Origin of the sequence: Levilactobacillus enshiensis, from assembly GCF_007115095.1 — a bacterium.
Classification (GTDB): Bacteria; Bacillota; Bacilli; order Lactobacillales; family Lactobacillaceae; genus Levilactobacillus; species Levilactobacillus enshiensis.
On record NZ_SULH01000012.1, the window covers coordinates 33,365 to 53,552 of the forward strand.

At 49.0% G+C, this 20,188-nt stretch carries 17 protein-coding genes and 1 tRNA gene; 7 read left to right on the forward strand and 11 right to left on the reverse strand.

What is annotated here, in order from left to right:
- Positions 1 to 28: 28 nt before the first annotated feature.
- Positions 29 to 487 (forward strand): flavodoxin, encoded by a 459-nt coding sequence (locus FAY32_RS11575; protein ID WP_143463591.1) that lies wholly within the window; start codon positions 29 to 31, stop codon positions 485 to 487.
- 98 nt (positions 488 to 585) lie between these two features.
- On the opposite strand, the gene FAY32_RS11580 is transcribed toward FAY32_RS11575, so the two are convergent.
- The 3 genes from FAY32_RS11580 to wecB are packed head-to-tail and all read right to left on the reverse strand — an operon-like array spanning position 586 to position 3,462.
- Entirely contained in the window at positions 586 to 1,482 is an 897-nt protein-coding gene (locus tag FAY32_RS11580) for a YihY/virulence factor BrkB family protein (RefSeq protein WP_143463592.1), read from the reverse strand.
- Positions 1,483 to 1,502: 20 nt separating this feature from the next.
- Positions 1,503 to 2,360: a nuclease-related domain-containing protein gene (locus tag FAY32_RS11585; RefSeq protein ID WP_143463593.1), complete on the reverse strand. Its 858-nt coding sequence runs from the start codon at positions 2,358 to 2,360 to the stop codon at positions 1,503 to 1,505.
- Positions 2,353 to 3,462: a non-hydrolyzing UDP-N-acetylglucosamine 2-epimerase gene (wecB, locus tag FAY32_RS11590; protein WP_191988189.1), complete on the reverse strand. Its 1,110-nt coding sequence runs from the start codon at positions 3,460 to 3,462 to the stop codon at positions 2,353 to 2,355. Before wecB ends, FAY32_RS11585 begins: the two co-directional genes overlap by 8 nt.
- Positions 3,463 to 4,058: 596 nt before the next feature.
- Between wecB and FAY32_RS11595 the strand changes: the two genes are divergently transcribed.
- Positions 4,059 to 5,000, forward strand: a complete 942-nt coding sequence (locus FAY32_RS11595; RefSeq protein WP_143463595.1) for a glycosyltransferase family 2 protein — start codon at positions 4,059 to 4,061, stop codon at positions 4,998 to 5,000.
- Between the two features lie 122 nt (positions 5,001 to 5,122).
- Here the strand turns inward: FAY32_RS11595 and FAY32_RS11600 are convergent, their stop codons facing one another.
- From FAY32_RS11600 to FAY32_RS11620, 5 genes are all read right to left on the reverse strand, one after another.
- Positions 5,123 to 6,478, reverse strand: coding sequence for a gluconate:H+ symporter (locus FAY32_RS11600; protein ID WP_143463596.1), 1,356 nt, complete (start codon positions 6,476 to 6,478; stop codon positions 5,123 to 5,125).
- A 159-nt stretch (positions 6,479 to 6,637) separates the two neighbouring features.
- Entirely contained in the window at positions 6,638 to 7,090 is a 453-nt protein-coding gene (locus FAY32_RS11605) for a universal stress protein (protein WP_143463597.1), read from the reverse strand.
- Positions 7,091 to 7,395: 305 nt separating this feature from the next.
- Positions 7,396 to 7,468, reverse strand: a tRNA-Arg gene (locus FAY32_RS11610).
- 51 nt (positions 7,469 to 7,519) lie between these two features.
- Positions 7,520 to 8,884, reverse strand: coding sequence for a DEAD/DEAH box helicase (locus FAY32_RS11615; RefSeq protein ID WP_143463598.1), 1,365 nt, complete (start codon positions 8,882 to 8,884; stop codon positions 7,520 to 7,522).
- A gap of 15 nt (positions 8,885 to 8,899) precedes the next feature.
- Positions 8,900 to 9,901, reverse strand: coding sequence for a Gfo/Idh/MocA family protein (locus FAY32_RS11620; protein WP_143463599.1), 1,002 nt, complete (start codon positions 9,899 to 9,901; stop codon positions 8,900 to 8,902).
- A 337-nt stretch (positions 9,902 to 10,238) separates the two neighbouring features.
- Here FAY32_RS11620 and FAY32_RS11625 point away from each other — a divergent pair, with 337 nt between their 5' ends.
- Positions 10,239 to 10,610 (forward strand): DUF4828 domain-containing protein, encoded by a 372-nt coding sequence (locus FAY32_RS11625; protein ID WP_143463600.1) that lies wholly within the window; start codon positions 10,239 to 10,241, stop codon positions 10,608 to 10,610.
- 279 nt (positions 10,611 to 10,889) lie between these two features.
- Here FAY32_RS11625 and FAY32_RS11630 read toward each other — a convergent pair whose 3' ends face one another.
- Complete coding sequence (locus FAY32_RS11630) at positions 10,890 to 11,648, reverse strand: GH25 family lysozyme (protein WP_143463659.1); 759 nt, start codon at positions 11,646 to 11,648, stop codon at positions 10,890 to 10,892.
- 81 nt (positions 11,649 to 11,729) lie between these two features.
- Positions 11,730 to 12,647, reverse strand: a complete 918-nt coding sequence (locus FAY32_RS11635; protein ID WP_143463601.1) for a MurR/RpiR family transcriptional regulator — start codon at positions 12,645 to 12,647, stop codon at positions 11,730 to 11,732.
- A gap of 89 nt (positions 12,648 to 12,736) precedes the next feature.
- Here FAY32_RS11635 and gnd point away from each other — a divergent pair, with 89 nt between their 5' ends.
- The 4 genes from gnd to FAY32_RS11655 all read left to right on the forward strand — a co-directional run bounded on the left by gnd (position 12,737) and on the right by FAY32_RS11655 (position 18,409).
- Positions 12,737 to 13,642 (forward strand): phosphogluconate dehydrogenase (NAD(+)-dependent, decarboxylating), encoded by a 906-nt coding sequence (gene gnd, locus FAY32_RS11640; RefSeq protein WP_143463602.1) that lies wholly within the window; start codon positions 12,737 to 12,739, stop codon positions 13,640 to 13,642.
- A gap of 49 nt (positions 13,643 to 13,691) precedes the next feature.
- Positions 13,692 to 15,242, forward strand: a complete 1,551-nt coding sequence (gene gntK, locus FAY32_RS11645; protein WP_143463603.1) for a gluconokinase — start codon at positions 13,692 to 13,694, stop codon at positions 15,240 to 15,242.
- A 169-nt stretch (positions 15,243 to 15,411) separates the two neighbouring features.
- Positions 15,412 to 16,770, forward strand: coding sequence for a gluconate:H+ symporter (locus FAY32_RS11650; protein WP_143463604.1), 1,359 nt, complete (start codon positions 15,412 to 15,414; stop codon positions 16,768 to 16,770).
- 322 nt (positions 16,771 to 17,092) lie between these two features.
- Positions 17,093 to 18,409 (forward strand): APC family permease, encoded by a 1,317-nt coding sequence (locus FAY32_RS11655; RefSeq protein ID WP_143463605.1) that lies wholly within the window; start codon positions 17,093 to 17,095, stop codon positions 18,407 to 18,409.
- A 185-nt stretch (positions 18,410 to 18,594) separates the two neighbouring features.
- On the opposite strand, the gene FAY32_RS11660 is transcribed toward FAY32_RS11655, so the two are convergent.
- A complete protein-coding gene (locus FAY32_RS11660) occupies positions 18,595 to 20,112 on the reverse strand; it encodes a gamma-glutamylcysteine synthetase (protein ID WP_143463606.1) in 1,518 nt (505 codons plus the stop codon).
- Positions 20,113 to 20,188 lie beyond the last annotated feature (76 nt).

Sequence of the window (20,188 nt, forward strand, 5' to 3'; positions counted from 1 at the left end):
ACCACATACTGACAAGGGAGTGGTCAAATTGGCAACGGCACACGTAGTATTTGCCACAATTACGGGTAACAATGAAGACGTGGCGGATATCGTCACCGAAAAATTAGAGGATTTAGGCTGTCAGGTCACTGAAACGGAAATCTCACAAACCGATGCAGCGGAGTTTGAAAACGCCGACATCTGTGTGGTTTGTGCGTACACCTATGATGAGGGGTCACTTCCTGATGAGGGCATGGACTTCTACGAGGATCTCCAAGAGCTCGATCTGGCCGGCAAAGTCTACGGCGTTGCTGGGTCTGGTGACACCTTCTATGGAGAATACTATAACACCACGGTCGACCATTTCGACCACGTTTTCCAAATGACCGGTGCCACCCGTGGTGCAGCCAATGTCAAGATCAACCTGGAACCCGATCAAGAAGCAATTGACCAACTCGATCAATTTGCGCAGGGGCTGGTCGCCACTTTTCAAAAACAATCATCCTAATAATGGACAATCCACTAAATAAATAAGGACTAAAATTGTCTAGAGCCACCAACGCACGCAGTCAGCAGTTAAGTTGATTGCGTGCGTTTTTTAAGACTTCATTTTTTCTTAATGCGGTACTTGAGTAGCTGCGGAATCGTGGATTGCTCGGCGATGTCCCCTTCCCAGAGTTCCTGAATAGCCGCGTTCAACACGGCACCAAACATCAAGATTATCCCCGTAAAGTATAGCCAAAACATCAACACAATAAACGTTCCAATGGTCTTGTAACTGTCAATGTTGTGTACAAAGTATTTCACGTATAACGAGAAGGCTTGCGATAAAAACAACCACCCCAACGTCGCCGTTAATGCACCGGGCCACACGTAGCGCCATTTGATTTTAGCGCTGGGCACGAAGTAAAACAGAATCATCAAAATGAAGAACGTGACCAGAAACGTCACCGGCCACTTGATGGCATTGACGTAAGCAATCAACTGCGATGGTAACTGAAGCAATGGCGTCAGCTGCTCCAAAACAATCTGACCAAAACTAAAGAACAACATCAAGACGAATAGCAACACAATCAGCGCCACCATCCAGAAGAATGCCACCACACGACTCACGAAAGCATTCTGTTTGGAGACCCCGTACGCGCCATTGACGGTTCGTTGAAATGCCGCAACGGCCCGTGATGAGGACCACAACGACACGATAACCCCGATGGATAGAACACTGCCACTCTTATTATTTAAAAACGAGTGGATAATCGGTTTTAACATGGTAAAAATACTTTCAGGAACAATCGGTTCAATATTATTGAGAATGGCGGTCGTATCAATGTGTAAGAATGGGAGCAGACTGGCCAACACCAGCAACGCCGGAAACAGCGACATCAAGACGTAGTAAGCCAAGACAACGGCTGAGTCGGAAACGTTCGCCATTTGAAAGTGCTTAGCGATGGTTTGAATCACCCGCATGGTGGGGGCAAAGCGTTTGCGCCACTGACTAGTCACGGTCATCCGGCTCCTTTCGTTTAAAATGACCCGTAGTCCTCTGCGAACTTTAACGTGCCAATCATTTTTTCAAGGGTTTTACGGCTGAAACGAACCCGCTTGGCCTGTCGAAAGGCTTCGATGAAGGTTTTTAAATCCTCGTAATTCGCAACCGCCGTACAGTTGTAGGCATCACTTGCATTCAACTTGGTCTTATTCCCGACAACTAATGAATTGCTGTGGTCGTAACGGTCGTAATAATTATAGTAAACCAGTGGCTTCACAAAGTCGATGATCCGATCATTTTTATTTTCTAATTGTTTGTGCATGGTGATTTCACTATTGATGTAACGCACCAACAACTTCGATGATAGCTCAGCCTGGGTCGCCGGATTACTGATTCCCGTATGCAACGTAATCGAGCGTTGCCCCCGGCCTTCCTGCTCCAGACTCATCGTGTACCCCTGCGTCAAGGATTCATTTTCATCGGATAAATTTGGCAGGAAGAAGCGATCCAAGCGATTGGTGAGCATCTGCGACGTTTCCTTTTCCTTTTCTCGCGAAGACAAGTTAACGGCAGAAAAGTCGTCCAAACTCGACGAGAACATTTCCTCTGACAAATCATGAAAGATCATTCCCCGCCAATACTTACTCTCTACATTGATCACACCAAATGAGGTGACCAACAGATTATCAATTTGCATGACCCGCCAGGAATCCCCATCATTCATCTCCTGCGTAACGGGATTCTTAACCTTGTTGGCAAAGTGCACGTTGCGCAAGATCTTATAGTCAAAGCGTTCATTTTTCTTCTTTGCGGCTAGATGAATATCCCGCATAATTTCTGATAACTGTTCAGTGGTCTTAATCTCGGCCCGGTCATACGCCGTCTCAGCCATTAGCATTGCCTCCAATTGTCTTCTGAATCGCATCCAAAATATAATCCGCCGCATGACCATCACCATACGGGTTCTTGGCTTGCGCCATCTGGTCGTAAGCCGCTTGATCCGTCAACAAACTTTCCATGGCTGTCGTGACCTGGTGCGGATCAGTTCCCACCAGCTTCAACGTGCCATTATCGACCCCCTCAGGCCGTTCCGTTGTGTCCCGTAAAACCAAGACTGGTTTGTTTAATGACGGGGCTTCCTCTTGCACGCCACCGGAATCAGTCATGATGAAGTAACTCCGGGCAGCCAGATTATGAAAATCAACAACGTCTAAGGGGTCGATCAAATGGATGCGGGCCATACCGTCCAGTTCTTCGTGCGCCACGCTCTGAACGGCGGGACTCAAGTGAACGGGATAGATTACTTCCACATCCGGATGGGCCTCGACCACTTGCCGCACGGCATGCAGGACGGCGTGCATCGGTGCACCCTGATTTTCCCGACGATGCATGGTCAGCAGAATCAACCGGTGCCCCGGCTGTACTTGATCCAAAACCGCGTGATGGTAATTGGCATCGACCGTTTGTTTCAAGGCATCGATTGCCGTATTCCCAGTCACGAAGATTTGGTTATCCGGATGGGCCTGTTTCAACAAGTTCGCCCGTGACAACTCAGTCGGCGCAAAGTACAGATCACTCAAAATATCCGTCAACTGCCGATTCATTTCCTCTGGGTACGGCGAATACTTATTCCAGGTCCGCAGACCAGCTTCCACGTGGCCTAGCAAGGTTTGATGATAAAAGGCACTGACACTGGCCGCAAAAGTCGTGGTCGTGTCCCCGTGGACCAAAACGATATCGGGCTGTGCTGCTGTCAACACATCGTCCAAATGGGTCAAGACCCGGGTGGTAATTTCACTCAACGTTTGTTTGGGCTTCATAATATTTAAATCATAATCCGGTTTAATGTGGAAAATTTCCAAAACTTGGTCTAACATTTCACGGTGCTGCGCGGTCACGACCGTAATGGGTGTAAACTCACTTGGTCGTTGCTGCATCGCTAAAATAATTGGGGCCATCTTAATTGCCTCAGGCCGCGTTCCAAAAATGGTCATGACTTTAATTGGTTTCGTCACAATTTTCCCTCCAATGATGATGCTAATTAAGGTCAATTATAGCAGATACCGTCGCCGAGTGTTACGCTATCCGCCCCATCCCCCAAAATAACCCCACTTGGTTTTCTGCTATGAATTAATGTCCCCCCACAACCACCCAGAATATGTTAAGGCAACTTCCTTAACTAGCTGTGTTGCGCACCTCACCTGTTACTATTGTCAAAGATTGTGCTAACGTTTAGGTTAGTCATTAAAAGTCTTTACCTAAGGGTTGAAAGCCGAAATTCATACCTCATTCCAATACTGGTTAGCTATGAGCTCAGGCGTATCGTTCGACTTAGTCAATAAATGACCTGCGTCCTGACTTAGTAGAAAACTAACCTTGTAGATTCGGTTCTTTCGCGGCTTCCAGTTGTGTTCGCACCGATCCAGTTCATAGCTGCCGGTTGGTAAGGCGAGAAGACCACGCTGCTACCTAGTTTGAGATCTAATGTTACGGCCAAAGGCGACTATCAGGTAAGGACTGTAAGGGAAACTTAATGGCCAGCCCGAAACAATTGCGGTAAGATAGTATCGTTGTGAAAGGAATGTCTGTGATGAAAAAAATTAGTCTGGTCGTTCCTTGCTATAACGAGGAGGAATCAATTCCACTGTTTTACCGAACCGTTAGCAAGGTGATCGATTCTATGAACGCCCCTACCCCAACGGTAACACCGGAGTACATCTTCGTGGATGACGGTTCCGATGACCGTACCCTTGAAGAAATGAAGACCTTACATCAACAGTTTCCGGAGACGGTCCACTACCGGTCATTCTCCAGAAACTTTGGGAAGGAATCGGCGCTCGCTGCCGGCTTGCAAGCCACGACTGGGGATGTGGTAGCAGTTATGGACGTCGATTTACAAGACCCACCTGAGCTCTTACCTAAAATGTTCAAGCTGATTGAACAGGACGGCTACGACTGTGTGGGCACGATTCAAAAGGAACGTCGCGGGCAAAGCCGCATTCGGGCGTTTCTCTCATCCAGTTTTTACCGTGTCATCAACTGGTTGTCCGATGTCCGCATTGAGCCTAATGCCAGAGACTACCGGCTCATGACCCGTCAATTCGTTGACACCGTTTTGTCTCTGCCTGAGTTTAATCGCTTTTCCAAGGGAATTTTCAGTTGGGTCGGCTTCAAGACGACCTACCTGACCTATGAGAGCCAGCCGCGGGCAGCCGGCAAGACACACTGGAATCTGCGACAGTTGTTCTCATATTCGATTGAGGGCATCATCGACTTTTCCAGTGCCCCACTGCGACTCGCAACTTGGGTCGGTGGCATTTCCTTTGTCCTATCGTTAATCGGACTGATTTTCGTTTTCGTTCGCGCCTTGACTGTGGGTGGTGCCGTCGCGGGTTGGCCGTCTTTAGTGGTCATCGTTCTTCTGATTGGTGGTATCCAGCTCTTTTGTCTGGGAATTCTCGGTCAGTACATCAATAAGATTTACCTCGAAACCAAGCATCGTCCCAAATTCATCATCCGTGAAAAAAAATAAGCTGCAACAAGTAAAGAGCATCGTGTCCATCCGCCCATTAAGGGGATAGATACGATGCTCTATTTTTAGCACCCAATTCATCTCAGTGCACCATAATATCTAAAAATAATTAAAAGACACACTTAGTGGATAATCATGTTCATTAATAAGACCATTAGCAGACCCACGACCGAGATGACCGTTTCCAGCGTCGTCCACACTTGGAACGTTTGCTTAACGCTCAGGTCAAAGTACTCGGAGAACATCCAGAATCCAGCATCGTTCACATGTGAGGCAGCCAATGAACCGGCACCAATCGCCAAGGCAATCATGACGGGGTCGGCGCCCAACGTGTGCATCAGTGGCGTGATCAGCCCGGAAGCTGTCATTCCAGAAACCGTTGCTGAACCTAATGAGATCCGTAAGATAACGGTAATCAGCCAAGCTAACAGAATTGGTGAGAACTTGGAATGCATCATCATCTGCTGTACCGCTTTACCAACACCACCGTCGATCAGCACCTGCTTAAACGCAGATCCCCCAGCGATAACCATTAACAGCATCGCAATCGACTTGATAGCGTCTTCCAACGTCGCACTGATTTCCTTCATGGTGCGCCCACGATGGAAACCCATCGACCAAATGGCAAAGAGCAACGCAATGACCATGGCGATGACGGGGTTCCCGAGCATCGTAATCACGGCATCTAGACCGTGTGGATTTTTCGGAGCAGTTCCCCCGTTAACGACCATTTGATAAATCGTTGCCAAAATCATGAAGACCACTGGGAACAACGATGTGAAGACGGCCAAACCGAAGCCTGGCGTTTCCTTCAGATCAAATTCCTTAACTTCACCAAAGGCGGGTAAGGACTTCTTGATGACAAAGAGATCTGGGTTAAACCGACGAATGACCCGCGTCCAGATTGGACCAGCGACGATCACACACGGAATAGCCACGATGATCCCGACCATCAACATTTCACCAACGTTGGCGCCTAAGGCAGTCGCAACGGCGGTTGGTGATGGTTGGGGTGGGAGGAATCCTTGTGTAGCCGACAGGGCGGCCGCCATAGAAATCCCCAGGTAGAGGAATGGCACTTCAGCTTCCAGCGCAACCGCGAATACGATTGGCGTCACTAAGACCAGTCCCACTTCAAACAATAGAGAAATCCCGATTAAGAAGGAAGCCACCACAATGGCTACCTGTAAACGTTTCTTCCCAAAGATACTGATCAAGGTCCGGGCAATTCGGTACGATCCACCGGCGTCAGAAACTAACCGGCCAATCATCGCTCCAAAACCAAAGACGATAATCAGTTCGCCCATGGAGCTACCGATCCCGTTTTTGATGGAATCCGCAATGTGTGCGGGGTTCATGCCCAAACCAAGCGCTACCAAAATAGACGTAGCGATCAGCGAAACGAAGGTATTTAACTTTACTCGAATAATTAAGAAGAGCAATAGTAAAATACCCAACAACAAAATCACGAACTGCATTCTTATTCTCTCTTTTCTTATGCTGATTCTAACTAATTTCGCCTGCCGTAGCAAAACTAGCAACTCGCATAAGAACCATTGTATGAAAAATATTTTCAACTTGCAAGGGGCCAATTGAACATTATTTTCATATGAGTTCGTCAAATCGTTGTGAAACCGCTAACGGACAATCATTACGGAAATTGGAGAATATTTTGCCATGTAGGCAGCCTGACTCCCAAAATACTTCCGAACGCCAGATTGTGACAATGATCCCACGACTAGCAGGTCTGGCTTAGCCTCCGGAATGATCTTCTTGACGATCGTTTCACCGGGATCCCCTTCACCAATGATAATCTTAACCTTGTTGATACCGAAACGTTCCGCCAACTTTTGGTACTGTTGTAAGTGCTTCTGCAGGTCCGCGCGTTGACCGTGAACGTAGTCTTTACTCAGTGCCTGATAAATGTTCATGTTGTCTGATTCCAAAACCGAACAGATGACCAGTTCGGCATCATCAAATTTGGCCCGGTTCATCGCGTAACGAAAAGCCAACTGGGCATCAGGTGAATCATCCACCCCCACTAGGATACGGGTAAACTTCTTTGGATTCATTGATTCTGTGTTATCCATTAAGAAACTCCTCCTCACTTGTTTGACTACCCTTATTATAGCGGAAAACGATTCCATTGGGGAGTTGAATACCGGAAAAGGCAACTTTGAGTGGCTGTCTTTCCGGCACAAAGTGAAATCAACCGCAATGTCACAGCTATTGCCCACCCTACTCACTGCATTTCAATTCAAATTGGGCGAATGGTCAAACGACGAACTAGCCAACCGCACGTTGCCAATACACATCATCCCCGCTATGGTAGCTATAAAAAAACGTCCTAGACCGTAATCTAGAACGCTTTTCAACCACATGACTCATCTAAAATTGGCCCCACCCGGACTCGAACCGGGATCATTCGCTTAGGAGGCGAGTGCCCTATCCAGTTGTGCTATAGGGCCATAAAAAGATCCGCTACTAATTCTCACACGGATCTTTCAAATTGTAAAGGACTACTTCTGGTTCTGCTCGTCGTGGTCACGCCACTTCTTGCGCATCCCCTTATTCTTGGTGTGCCGATTCTTATGCTTCTTTTTCTTGCTTGGATTACTAACAACGGCCTTAGTTGGCTTAGTTGCCGGTTTCGCCCCTGGTTGCTCAGTGGACTGATCCGTCGCTGATGCGGCTGGGGTAGTGTGCGCCTTCGTTGCGACCGTCGACGTGCCCGATTGGCTTGCAACCGGTTTATCTACTGGCGCCTTGACCGGTGCCGCTGGTCGGTCAGTCGTTAACGTGCGACCGCTGAAGTAGATGGGAACTAAGTCGTAGTCCGTATCCTTCAGCATTTTTTTGAGATCCCGTAAGTCATGGTCGTCACCCAAACTGATGACCTGTCCAGGCTCACCCATCCGCCCCGTCCGGCCAACCCGGTGAACGTATTCGTTAACGGAGCCAGGCAGATCGTAGTTGATAACGGCCGGCAACTTGGGGATATCCAACCCCCGCGCCGCAACGTCAGTGGTCAACAACAGGCGAATCCGCCCCAACCGGAAGTCCTGTAAGGCCTTTTCCCGTTGTACTTGCCGCAAATCACTGGTTAGGCTAGCTGCTGACATATGTTCGTGATAAAAACGAGTCGCGGTTTGCCGCAGGGTGTTAGCTTGTTTGAAGAAGACCAACGCCCGGAAATTTGGCATGGCTAGTAGGCGCTTTAACATCTGATCCCGTTTGCCCATGCCGACCTCAAGTAAGCCATGCCGCACGACCCCTTGTGTCTGATCCTGTTGGCGAACGTCGATGCGTTCGACAGTTTGGCCAAACCACTGATCGAGCTCATGAAGGATCGGCGTGTCGGTAGCTGAGAAGAAGGCCAACTGTACCTCCGCTGGTGCGGCTTGCGCAATCGAACGGACCGTATCTAATGTGTCCCCCGTTAATAAGTCGTCGGCTTCATCAATGATCAGTAATGAAACCAAGTGGAGCTTTAATTTCCGATCATTCACCAAGTTCAGGACCCGACCGGGCGTCCCTACAATGACTTCTGGCCGCTTCTTTAACCGTTCTGTTTGCCGTTTAACGTTGGCACCACCGGTCAGGGCAAGCACCTGTAAGTCCAGCAACTTTGCCCAGTCACGCATGACCCGGCTCGTTTGAATGGCTAATTCCTGGGAAGGTTCCAACACGATCAGTTGGGTACCATCACCAGGTAACAGGTTCGCTAAGGCTGGCAAAGTAAATGCAACCGTCTTACCAGAACCCGTTGGGGCTAACCCCAAGACATTGTGGTCACTGACTAGCGGTTCGTAAACCGCGGCTTGAATGGCCGTTTGTTCCGTGTAGCCCAAATCTTTAAAATGAGCTTCAAATTGTTTTAACATACAGTTTCCTTTCTGTTAGTGCGCGTCGGCTGGAAAACTCAGGTTCGCCGAAACCCGCAAACTGTAAAGCACTTGATTGACAGTCAAACTCCACTGCAACCACCGTTGATAATCGCGCACATTCTGGGGGTCAGCTGGTGCTTGTAAGACCCGTGCGAAGTCCATGACCTCTGGCAGCATTGGGTTCGCTAAGTCGCCTTGACTCAGATCCGTTGCCTGACCATCCGCGGCCCGTTGTGCAACGTGTGTCAATTCGCCAGCACTATCGATGGTGATGGTTTCCTTAAGACCGTAGATTTCTGACAGACCGTACGCGTTACTGGTCTTGCCGAAGCTGACGGTCACATCGAAGTCGCCGTACCGCAGAATTGCAACGCCCTTGCCATCAGCACCGGTCTCAACCAGCGTTGGGAATAATTCAACGTGACTGGGTTGACCGAATAGGGCCACGGCGACATAGATTGGGTAAACGCCCACGTCCTGTAAGGCCCCCGCGGAAAATTCTCGGGTGAAGATGTTTGGCCGCTCGCCGGCTAAGACCTTGTCATAACGAGACGAATACTTCATATAAGTGAAACTGGCTCCCTGGACGGTCGGTAAGCCGGACAAGGCCGTTTCAATCGCCTTGAAGTTTGGCGTGTGAACATGCCGTGCCGCCTCAAAGAATCTCACCGCCGGATGTTCTGCCAATGCTGCTTTGAAGGCAATCATTTCTCGTTGGTTGCTGAACGCTGGTTTTTCAACGATGACCGAGATGTCCTTGGCAATTGCGGCCATGGCTTGGTCAAAATGCAAACTGTTGGGCGAGGCAATGTAGACGACATCCAGATTAGCTTGCGCTAACATGTCCTCATAGTCCGTGTAGCTTGCCTGGGCATGGTTCTTAGTCGCAAATGCTGTCGCCGTCTCCGCGTGGCGTGAATAAATACCGGCCAACGTGAACTGCTGCGATAACGCCACTGCTTCAACCAACTGCTGTGTAATCCAGTTAGTCCCTACCGTTCCAATTCGAATCATCATAATCCCTCCAGAATTGAATGTTTTTTATTTAAGAAATTGTCAAACTTGTTCAACGCTCCTGTCATGATCCGCTACCTAAGTCGCTGAAACGCAGGACCGTCACCTGGTTGCGCTTGGTTTCACGCGCATTGACCACTATCCTATTGATCTCATCGCGGCCACCCGTCACACTTGTCTGGCCACCGAACCAGGTGTCTTTTTCTATTTTAACAGTCGGGCCGGCATCGCGATAGCTTTAGAATTAATTTTCCGCTAAACCGGGGTAATTGTTAAGGCATTCGCGGTCAAAAATGGTATATTGAAGATAGAAATCTATTCAAGGGAGGGATTACCGGTGAAAGGTCGGGAAATCGCACTATTTGGCATTTCGCTCATCGCTGGCCTAACGGGTGGCTTTTCATTACGAAAGAAAAAACAACCACAACCCAGCGAGTCACCGTTATTCTATGTGGGCACGTGGCAGTTTGTTGACCCCCACAATCAACGACGTCACCGGTTAGAAATTAGTCCTAATCTTGACGTGCAAATCGATGATCACCAGTTACAGGTGCGGGTTCAAGACCTCAACGAACAGCAGCTGACATTTCAGGACAAATTTGGCTATCATTTGACGATTCACGCCAACGAGCGCCAACCAATTTCTTTCTTCGATGAAGCCGATGACTGTACTTATGCCGTCAAACCACTGACTGACAAGGATAACTAGTTAGGGTCTTAGGCTCTAACTTTTTTATTGGGCTGACAGCACGGACGACCTTGAAGACACGTGATTTTCGTGGCTTCAAAGCGAGCGAGAAGACTGGTGTTCTGCCAGTCTGAAGCGACCCCACAGCAGGCGGAGTGCACCCCATTTAGCGGTGCGACTGCTTACCCACACTGAGATGAAATCGAATTTTATCTTTCAACCTTTAGTCATCTAACCAAATAGGGCGTTACTGAGGAGATCAATCCCTTCAGTAACGCCCTTTTCATCTATATATTTACCTTATTCCGCATACTTGGTCCACGCCTGATGCGTCCCGTTGAAGACTGAGACCGCCACCGCATGTTCTTGACCGTCCTGCGTGATCGAGGTGTTGGCATCATACTCAATGAACCGAATCTGGGCAGCATGCCCCACCAAGTGTCCCCCGGCAATCCAGTAGTCCTGTTGGGGAAGAACCGGTTTGACAAACTGGTTCAACACTTGCCGGTTCGCCAAGACCACGATTCCCTGCTGATAGTGTTGCTGGAGTAATGTCACCAACTGCTTTAATTTCTGCCCCTGAGTCGCCATGGCCGGGTTACCACTATTATAATCGCCATAATAGTTGACGTTGATTGCCAGCGGCAACGAACCCGAGTCCGTACCGACCGTCTCGACGATATGCGCGAACTGCCGCTGGGCCGACGTGGTAAAGCTAAACGTATGCATGACCCCGACCTTAAGGGCAGCCCCCTGTGAGCGCGAATAGTTATCGCTGAAATCATCATCCGTGTAAGTTGCGCCAGAGGTTGCTTGCAGGTAAACAAACTGGTGCTGCTTAGCCAACTGTTGAAAATCAAGATAGCCGCTGGCCTGGCTTACGATGACGCCACGAATCGGGTAGTTGGCCAACTGCTGTTTCTGGTGAGCTTGCCACTGGAACCAGCCAAAACCTGCTACCAGTAAAACGATGATCAGACCGCATAAAGCCCACCATCGCCGTCGGTGGCGCCGATGAAAGGTATTCTCATATATTGGTTGATAGTCGCGTCGTTTCACCGTCAATCACCGATCCCCTAACCTGGTTCGCTGCGCAGTCTAATCACCGAACAGCGGAATGCTTCTATTATACCATGCTAATTAGGATTCGTGACGGGTCTGTTCGATCACGTTGCGGACCCGCGTCATGACCTTGTCAGTCCGTGAAGAAATGCGCAAGATGGTCATCATAAAAAGACTATCGAGGATTGTCAGCTGAGAAATCAACGAGTACATCCCCTCTGAACGATACTTCACTTCGTCCGTCAGTGACAAGAAAGTCACGTCTGCGGCCTGCGCCAGCGGCGAACCACTGTAACTCGTGATGGCAATAATGGTCACCCCGCTACGCTGAAGCTCCTTAACAATATGTAGCGTTTCATGATTACGACCTGAATGAGAAATCACAATCGCACAGTCTTCATCGGTCATTTTGGCCGCCTGCATCAACTGAATGTCATAGTCTGGATGATACATGACGTTTAATGACGTCCGAATAAACTTGTGGTAACCGTCCAACGCCGCCACAGATGATCCTCCTAGGCCAAAGAAGGCCACGTTACGGGAATTGATCAACTTTAAAACTGCGCGAGCGAGATCTTTTTCGTTCAAAGCTTCATTCGTTGCCCGTAAGGAACTAATGGAAAAACCAAAAGTCTTGTTGGCAATTGTCGCCAATGAATCGCCCTCGGCAAGTTCTGGAAACGAACTCGGCTGTTGCGGAGTCTCCTCAGTTGCCGTATGGGCCAAAGCCATGGTAAACTCCCGGTAGTTAGCGTAGTTCATTCGTTTAACGAACCTTGAAATGGTCGCTGTGGACACCCCGGTTGCACTGGCAAGCTCCTTGATTGTCATTTCACTGACCAGTGCAGGATTATCTAAAGCTAGTTGAGCCACCTTTTTTTCTGTGCGGGACAACTGATCATACGTTCCGCGAATCTTCCCCGTCGTTGAGCGTGCGATGGTCGCCGCCCCCTTCCTCGATATTAATTTTAAAATTATTTCAGCTTTTGTAAACATTTTACATCATATGACTTGAAATGTGAAACTTTTTTACATATAATATTCCCTGTCAGAAAATTTCGCATCTTGCAAAGGAGATTAATTTCATGAAACTCGGATTGATTGGATTAGGTAAAATGGGGCTTAGCCTTGCAGAAAACGCAATGGACCATAAGCACGAAGTTGTCGGCTTTGACTTAAACAAGGACTTTGTTGACAAGGCCGTTGCTGCTGGTGCTGAAGGCGCTAACAGTTTGGAAGAAATGGTTGCTAAGTTACCTTCTCCTAAGATTGTTTGGGTAATGGTACCTGCCGGCAAGCCAACTGACTCAACGATCGAATCATTGAGCAACTTGTTGAACAAGGGCGACATCTTAATTGATGGTGGGAACTCTTATTACAAGGACTCCTTACGTCACAACGAAATCCTCAAGGCCAAGGGCATCGACTTCTTTGACTGTGGGACTTCAGGTGGTATGGAAGGCGCTCGTTCACACGGGAACTTCATGATCGGTGGGGACAACAAGGAAGCCTTCGAAACGCTTCGTCCATTGTACGAAGACATTTCCGAAGCCGATGGTTACCTTTACACTGGTAAGGCCGGTTCAGGTCACTACTTGAAGATGGTCCACAACGGAATCGAATATGGTGAAATGCAAGCCATCGCTGAAGGTTTCGAAGTTCTCGAAGCTTCCAAGTTCGACTACGACAACGAAGCCGTTGCCAAGGTTTGGAGCCACGGTTCAGTTATCCGCGGTTGGCTCATGGAACTTGCTGAAGAAGCCTTTGCTGCTGACCCAGAATTAGACAAGATTGCTGGTCGGATGCACGCTTCTGGTGAAGGCCAATGGACTGTTCAAGAAGGTTTGGACAGCCATGTGCCAACGCCAGTTATTGCTTTGTCATTAATGATGCGTTACCGTTCCATGCAAGATGACACCTTTACTGGTAAAGTTGTTTCAGCTTTACGTAACGGTTTTGGTGGCCACGCCATGGACAAGGCTGACAAGTAAGCCTTTAACCAAAACCACTTGTAACTTGTAACACGAAAGGAAGAGCATTATGGACTACATGATTGGGGTCGATATTGGGACGACCAGTGTCAAGACCGTACTTTACGATACTGCGGGTAAGATGCAAGGCTATTCAAACAACCTGTATCCCCTCTATCAAGATGTGCCCGACATGGCTGAAGAAGATCCAGATGAGATCTTCTCCGCCATTATCGATGGGATGACCACGGTAATGCGCAAAGCAGACCTGAAGAACGGCACATTACATGGCGTTTCTTTCTCTGCTGCCATGCACAGCTTGATCTTATTAGATGATGATCACAAGCCTTTGACCCGAGCAATCACTTGGGCTGACAACCGGGCCGTTAAGTACGCGGATGAATTGCGTGAAAACGGTGTCGGCAAACAACTTTACGAGAAGACTGGGACGCCAATTCACCCAATGACGCCGTTGAGCAAATTGATCTGGTTACGCAATGAACAACCAGATCTGTTCAACCAAGCACGTTGGTTCGTTGGTATCAAGGAATACGTCATCTACAAATTGTTTGGTGTCTTACAAGAAGACTACTCAATTGCTAACGCAACTGGGCTGTTCAACATCTTCAACATGGACTGGGACGACCAAGCCCTTGAAGTCGCTGGGATTACCCGTGACCAATTGCCAAAGCTAGTTGACACCACTGACCAGATTACTGGGATGAAAGCTGACTACGCTGGTGTGATCGGCATGGATCCACAAACGCCATTCATTATGGGTGCCTCTGATGGTCCCCTGGCGAACTTGGGTGTCAACGCCATCGATCCCGGTGTCGTTGCCGTTACCATCGGAACGTCCGGTGCCGTGCGGGTCGTTACTGACAAGCCGAAGATTGATCCTAAGGGTCGGGTCTTCTGCTACTACCTGTCTAAAGATCACTGGGTCGTTGGTGGACCAGTCAACAACGGTGGGATTGTCTTCCGTTGGGTTCGTGACCAACTCTTCGCCCCAGAAAAGCTGACGGCGGAACAAATGCAGATTGATTCCTACGATCTCTTGACTGAGATTGCAGCCAAGGTTCCTGCTGGTTCCGATGGTCTCATTTTCCACCCATTCCTAGGTGGCGAACGGGCCCCAATCTGGGACGCTAATGCTCGTGGTTCCTTCTTCGGCTTGACCCGGACCCACTCGCGGGCACACATGGTGCGTGCCGCACTTGAAGGGATCGTTTACAACCTCTACACCGTGATGTTGGCGCTCGAAGAAGTCGTTGGCAAGCCATCTAGCATCCAAGCAACCGGTGGGTTCGCCCGCTCCGCGCTTTGGCGTCAGATGTTGGCCGACATCTTTGAACAAGACGTAACGATTCCAGAGAGTCCTGAAGGAACTGCTCTGGGTGCCGCTACGTTAGGCATGTATGCTTTAGGAATGATTGACGACCTGGCTGCCGTGAAGAACTTTATCGGCGTTGCCAACGTTCACCACCCTAATCCAGAAACCTTCCCCGCATACCGGGCCTTGGTTCCAATTTACATTCGCCTGAGTCGACAATTGCAATCTGAGTATAAGAACATCGCTGATTATCAGCGTAAGTACGTTCACCAATCAGATAAGAAATAGTTTTGCAGATTTAGTATTTTCAGAAAACTAACCCGATAAATTTATGGGTTTTGAAACTAAACTGTATACAAAACTTTATTAATCAAGTACAATGTGAGTAATCATATTGGGAAGCCAGTGTTTTCACGCTGGCTTTTCAAAATTCACTAAATGAAAGGGCTTACTTATAATGGAGCTTATCGCACTTTTAATCGGGGTCATCTTCTTATTGGTCCTCATCATCAAGTTTAAGATCAATACTTTCGTTTCCCTGATTCTTACTTCTGTTCTAACAGCCATGCTGCTGGGAATGGACCTCACCAAAATTGCTACGACGATTGAGGCTGGGATTGGGAGCCAACTTGGCGAACTGTCCTTAGTCTTTGGGTTTGGTGCCATGCTGGGTCGGTTAGTTGCCGATGCCGGTGGGGCCTACGTGATTGCCACAACACTGATTGATAAATTTGGGAAACAGCGTCTGCAATTAGCCATTATGTTAGCGTCATTTATTCTTGGGATTGCACTGTTCTTCGAAGTTGGGATGGTCTTGTTGATCCCTATCGTCTTCGCCATTGCCGTTGAAGCCGAAGTACCAATTCTCTACTTGGGGATTTCCATGGCGGCCGCTTTGTCCGTTACCCATGGATTCTTACCACCTCACCCGGCACCAGTTGCCATTGCGCAAGTTTTAGGTGCCAACGATGGTAAGGTTCTCTTGTTCGGTTTAGTCGTTGCGATTCCTGCAGCCATCGTTGCCGGACCAATGTTCACCAAGCTCGCTCAGAAATTTGCGCCAGCTGCATTTGAACGTAAAGGAAACTTATCTTCATTAGGTGAAGTTAAGACCTTCAAGCCTTCTGAAGCACCTAGCTTTGGCCTGTCCGTTCTGACTTCCCTCTTCCCCGTGATCTTAATGGCCATCACGACCATCTACAAGATGACGGTCGATGGTGGGGCAACTCCTACCAAGAATGCATCGATGCTAGACCAAATCGTTGCCTTGATCGGTGACCCAGCTATCGCGATGTTGATTTCATTGCTCGTTGCTATGTTTACCATGGGCTGGGGTCGGAATCGAAAGACCGCAGACATCATGGCAACCTTGGAAAATGCCGTTAAGTCAATTGCTATGCTGCTGTTAGTTATTGGTGGTGGTGGCGCCTTCAAGCAAGTCCTCATCGACGGTGGTGTTGGTAAAGAAGTTGCCAAGCTCTTCATTGACTCCAACATGTCCCCACTGATCTTAGGGTGGTTAGTCGCTGTGGTCCTCCGGGTTGCTTTAGGTTCCGCAACCGTTTCTGCTTTGACCGCCGCTGGGATTGTTGCCCCACTGATGGCACAATCCGGTGTTGATCCTGCCTTGATGGTACTGGCCATTGGTGCCGGTTCCTTAGCCGCATCTCACGTGAACGATGCTGGGTTCTGGATGTTCAGAGAATACTTTGATTTAACCGTTAAGCAAACGTTGAGTATTTGGACGGTATTGGAAACCGTGATTTCCATCGTCGGTATTCTGATCGTGCTGATTCTGAACATGGCATTCCATTAAATTCTAATTTCTGACAGATCAATTCGAGTTTATGAGGGTTGGGACAAAGGTCCTGACCCTTTTTTATTGTCTGACTAAAGGCTGAAAGCACAATGTAAGCCGACCGGTAAGGCGACCAGACCACCAAGTTGCCTAGTTTTAGGACCATTGTTGCTAGCACAGGCATGGGCCGTCCTTTGGAACTTGCAGCCTTTGCTTGTCATAGCGCATCGCCAGCACTAGAATTTCTTAGCGAATTTTCACAAAGTCCTCCGCAAGACGTTCAGATTACGTGCTATAATGATTGAATCAGTCATTTGAGAGCAGAGAGAGGAGTTTTACCTTGGCAAAGGAGTTACGCCGTGAAATCGGCACGTTTACCGCCCTAGCGACCGTCATGGGGACCGTTATCGGTGGCGGGGTATTCTTTAAAACGGCTAGTGTAGTGGCTGCCAACCACTCCGCTAATATGACCCTCGCCGCCTGGATTCTAGGTGGCCTCCTGACTATCTGTGCGGGTCTGACCAGCGCGGAACTTGCAGCAGCTATTCCACGAACTGGTGGTGCCATGCGGTATCTCGAGTACGCCTATGGCAAGCCCGTGGGTTTCTTGATGGGCTGGGCACAGATGTTGGTCTACTACCCCGCCAATATCGCCGCACTGTCGATCATCTTTGGCGTGCAGTTTGTCGCCCTCTTCCATCTGGCAGCGGCTTGGCAGTTACCGGTCGCCGTGCTGTGTGGTCTCAGCATTACCGGCCTCAACTTTCTGGGGGCCAAAGTCGGTGGGACCGTTCAGTCCATCGCCTTAATCTTTAAATTAATTCCCATCATCGTTATTGTCATCTTTGGGCTCTTTGCCCCTGCACAGACGACCATTCAGCTTTGGCCGATTACCACCGGTGATCATATCGGCTGGGGAAGTGCTTTTTCTTCCAGCCTGTTGGCGACCATGTTCGCCTATGACGGTTGGATCAACATTGGTAACATTGCTGGCGAGATGAAGCATCCGGAGCGTGACCTGCCCCGGGCCATCGTCTTAGGACTGGCCCTGATCACCGTGGTCTACACGCTGATCAACCTGGTCTTCTTGAAGACCTTACCGATCGACCTGATCGCTGGGAATCAAAATGCGGCGGCCGATGCCTCCATGAAACTGTTTGGTCAATTTGGTGGCAAATTAGTCACCATCGGGATTCTCGTCTCCGTTTACGGTGCGATCAACGGGTACACATTGACTGGAATGCGGGTGCCGTTTGCCATGGCAGAAGAGGACAGTTTGCCCTTCTCTAAATATTTTCGGCGGCTTTCACCGCGGACCTACGTGCCCTACTTTGCCGGGAGCGTTCAGTTTGGGATTGCCCTGATTATGATGTTCATGGGTAATTTTGATGTCTTGACCGATATGCTGGTCTTCGTCATGTGGGTCTTCAACTGTCTCATCTTCCTGGCCGTATTCAAGCTACGCCACCAAAACCCTGAGCTTAACCGCCCTTACAAAGTTCCGGGCTATCCGGTAATCCCGTTAATTGCGCTAGTTGGTGGCATTTTCATTCTCGTTACCACTTTAGTGACCGAAACGGGGCTGGCCGTGACTGGACTCGCCCTCACCGCAATTGGCTTGCCCATTTACTTCTGGCATCAAAAACGCTTAAACTAAAAAAATAAAATCACCGTCACTGACAATTTTATCAGTGAACGGTGATTTTTTATTTGCGAACTAAAGTTCCGAAGTACGGCTCAAGCCTGTTCTACCAGCAAAAGTGACCGTAAACTTAAACAACTTGGTGGTCTGGGCGCCTTACAGCCGGAGTGCGCCCAATTTAAACTACTTTAACGGGGCTTCTAATAGTGCAAGGGCGCTGGTAACGGTGGTAAGTCTGGGAACAACTGCCGTAACCGTTTGTCTGGGTCGGCGACCTTGGTATCACGATCCTGTAAGACCTGAGTGACCCCATCGAAAGTGAACATCAGCAAGTCATCGCCGTCTTCATCCCGGACCTGGAAGAACCGAATGCCATCTTGCATGGCAACCAGCACAAACCGTTGTGCGTAGTCACTCAACTGCTTGAGCCGGGGCAACAACTGGTCAGTACCTAGTCGTTCATGATACCAGCGACGAGCAACAGCCTGACCGTATGTCATCAGGCTATCCTGCTCGACGTGTGCCATCAGCTTGGCCGCTGGTGTCAACTCAGGATGCATCAAGACCTCTTCAAGATCATCAATGACCCCCCATTGCTCCGTATGGGCCTGTAGCTGATCGGCCATCGCTCGCATTTCCTTAAAAACACGTTCACCGGCAGCCTGATATTGTGTCGGTGCTAGTGGATTCTCTAAGGCGACTGCCTGGTTCTGATCCCGTGCGGCACCTAAGGCCGTGTTTAAATCATCGGGGAGATTCCGCGTCAACAAGTAGATCATGAAAATCTTCAAGAAGTACAGGGCGTGCCGGCTAACACCATTGGCAGTAAACGGCGTGTTGTCAAAATCGCGTAGCTCAAGGTATTGAATGCCGCCGGTCAAAAAGTCGCGGGCATTCCCCTGCCCTTTGAGGCGAACTGGTCCATAAAACTCATGGGCGGAGAAGTAAGTCCCATTGTCGATCAAACGTTGTAACTGCGTCAGATGGGCTGGCAACGAAGCGTACGTCACCTGTTCTTGGGGAAAGTTCACGAAACCATAGCGACTATTGCGAATACTCCGCACTGGCCGCTTTAACGCGTCCGGTACCGTTTCAAAGAAGCCCTTTTCGGCAATTGGACTTGCCCCAAAGAGATAGGTCAATAGCCACTGGTAACGCACAAAGTTTTGGGTGATCCGGAAGTACAAGGCGTTTTTAAAGCCGACTAGTGAATCAAATTCCTTAGTATAGTGACTGTAAAGCCGATGAATAACGGGATCTGGCAAACTGTAATTGACGTGAACCCCCGTCAAACAGCCATGTTGAATGCCATATTTTTTCAGTAAATACTCCCGGTACGGCCGAATGGCGGGACGATCAAAGTGACCGGCCACAAATTTTAGATCGTCGGGATCCATCACCGGCGGCATACTCAACGGCCAAATTCGGTCGTCTCCTTCGAGTGACCGATAGACCACCGTTTGCAAGGTATCTAATTGATCCAGCGTCCCCCCAATATTAGGGTTGGGATCGGTGATGACCTCCAACTGTGTTTCAGTAAAGTCCGTTTGAAGATATGGGTGAAAGGTCCGTGACCCCAGCTTACTTGGATGGGGCTGGCGACTCAACCGACCATGCTGGTCAATTCGCTGTTCTTCAATTTCAAGCCCCACGAGACTGTGATAAAGTTGTTCTGATAAGTTCTCTTCGCGAATAACCGCTAATAAATTGTCTAGCATGGCGGCAACATCCCCTGACCTTCAATATGATTAACTTAACCTAAAGTGTAAACAAAAACAGGCGTTCTGTCACTGA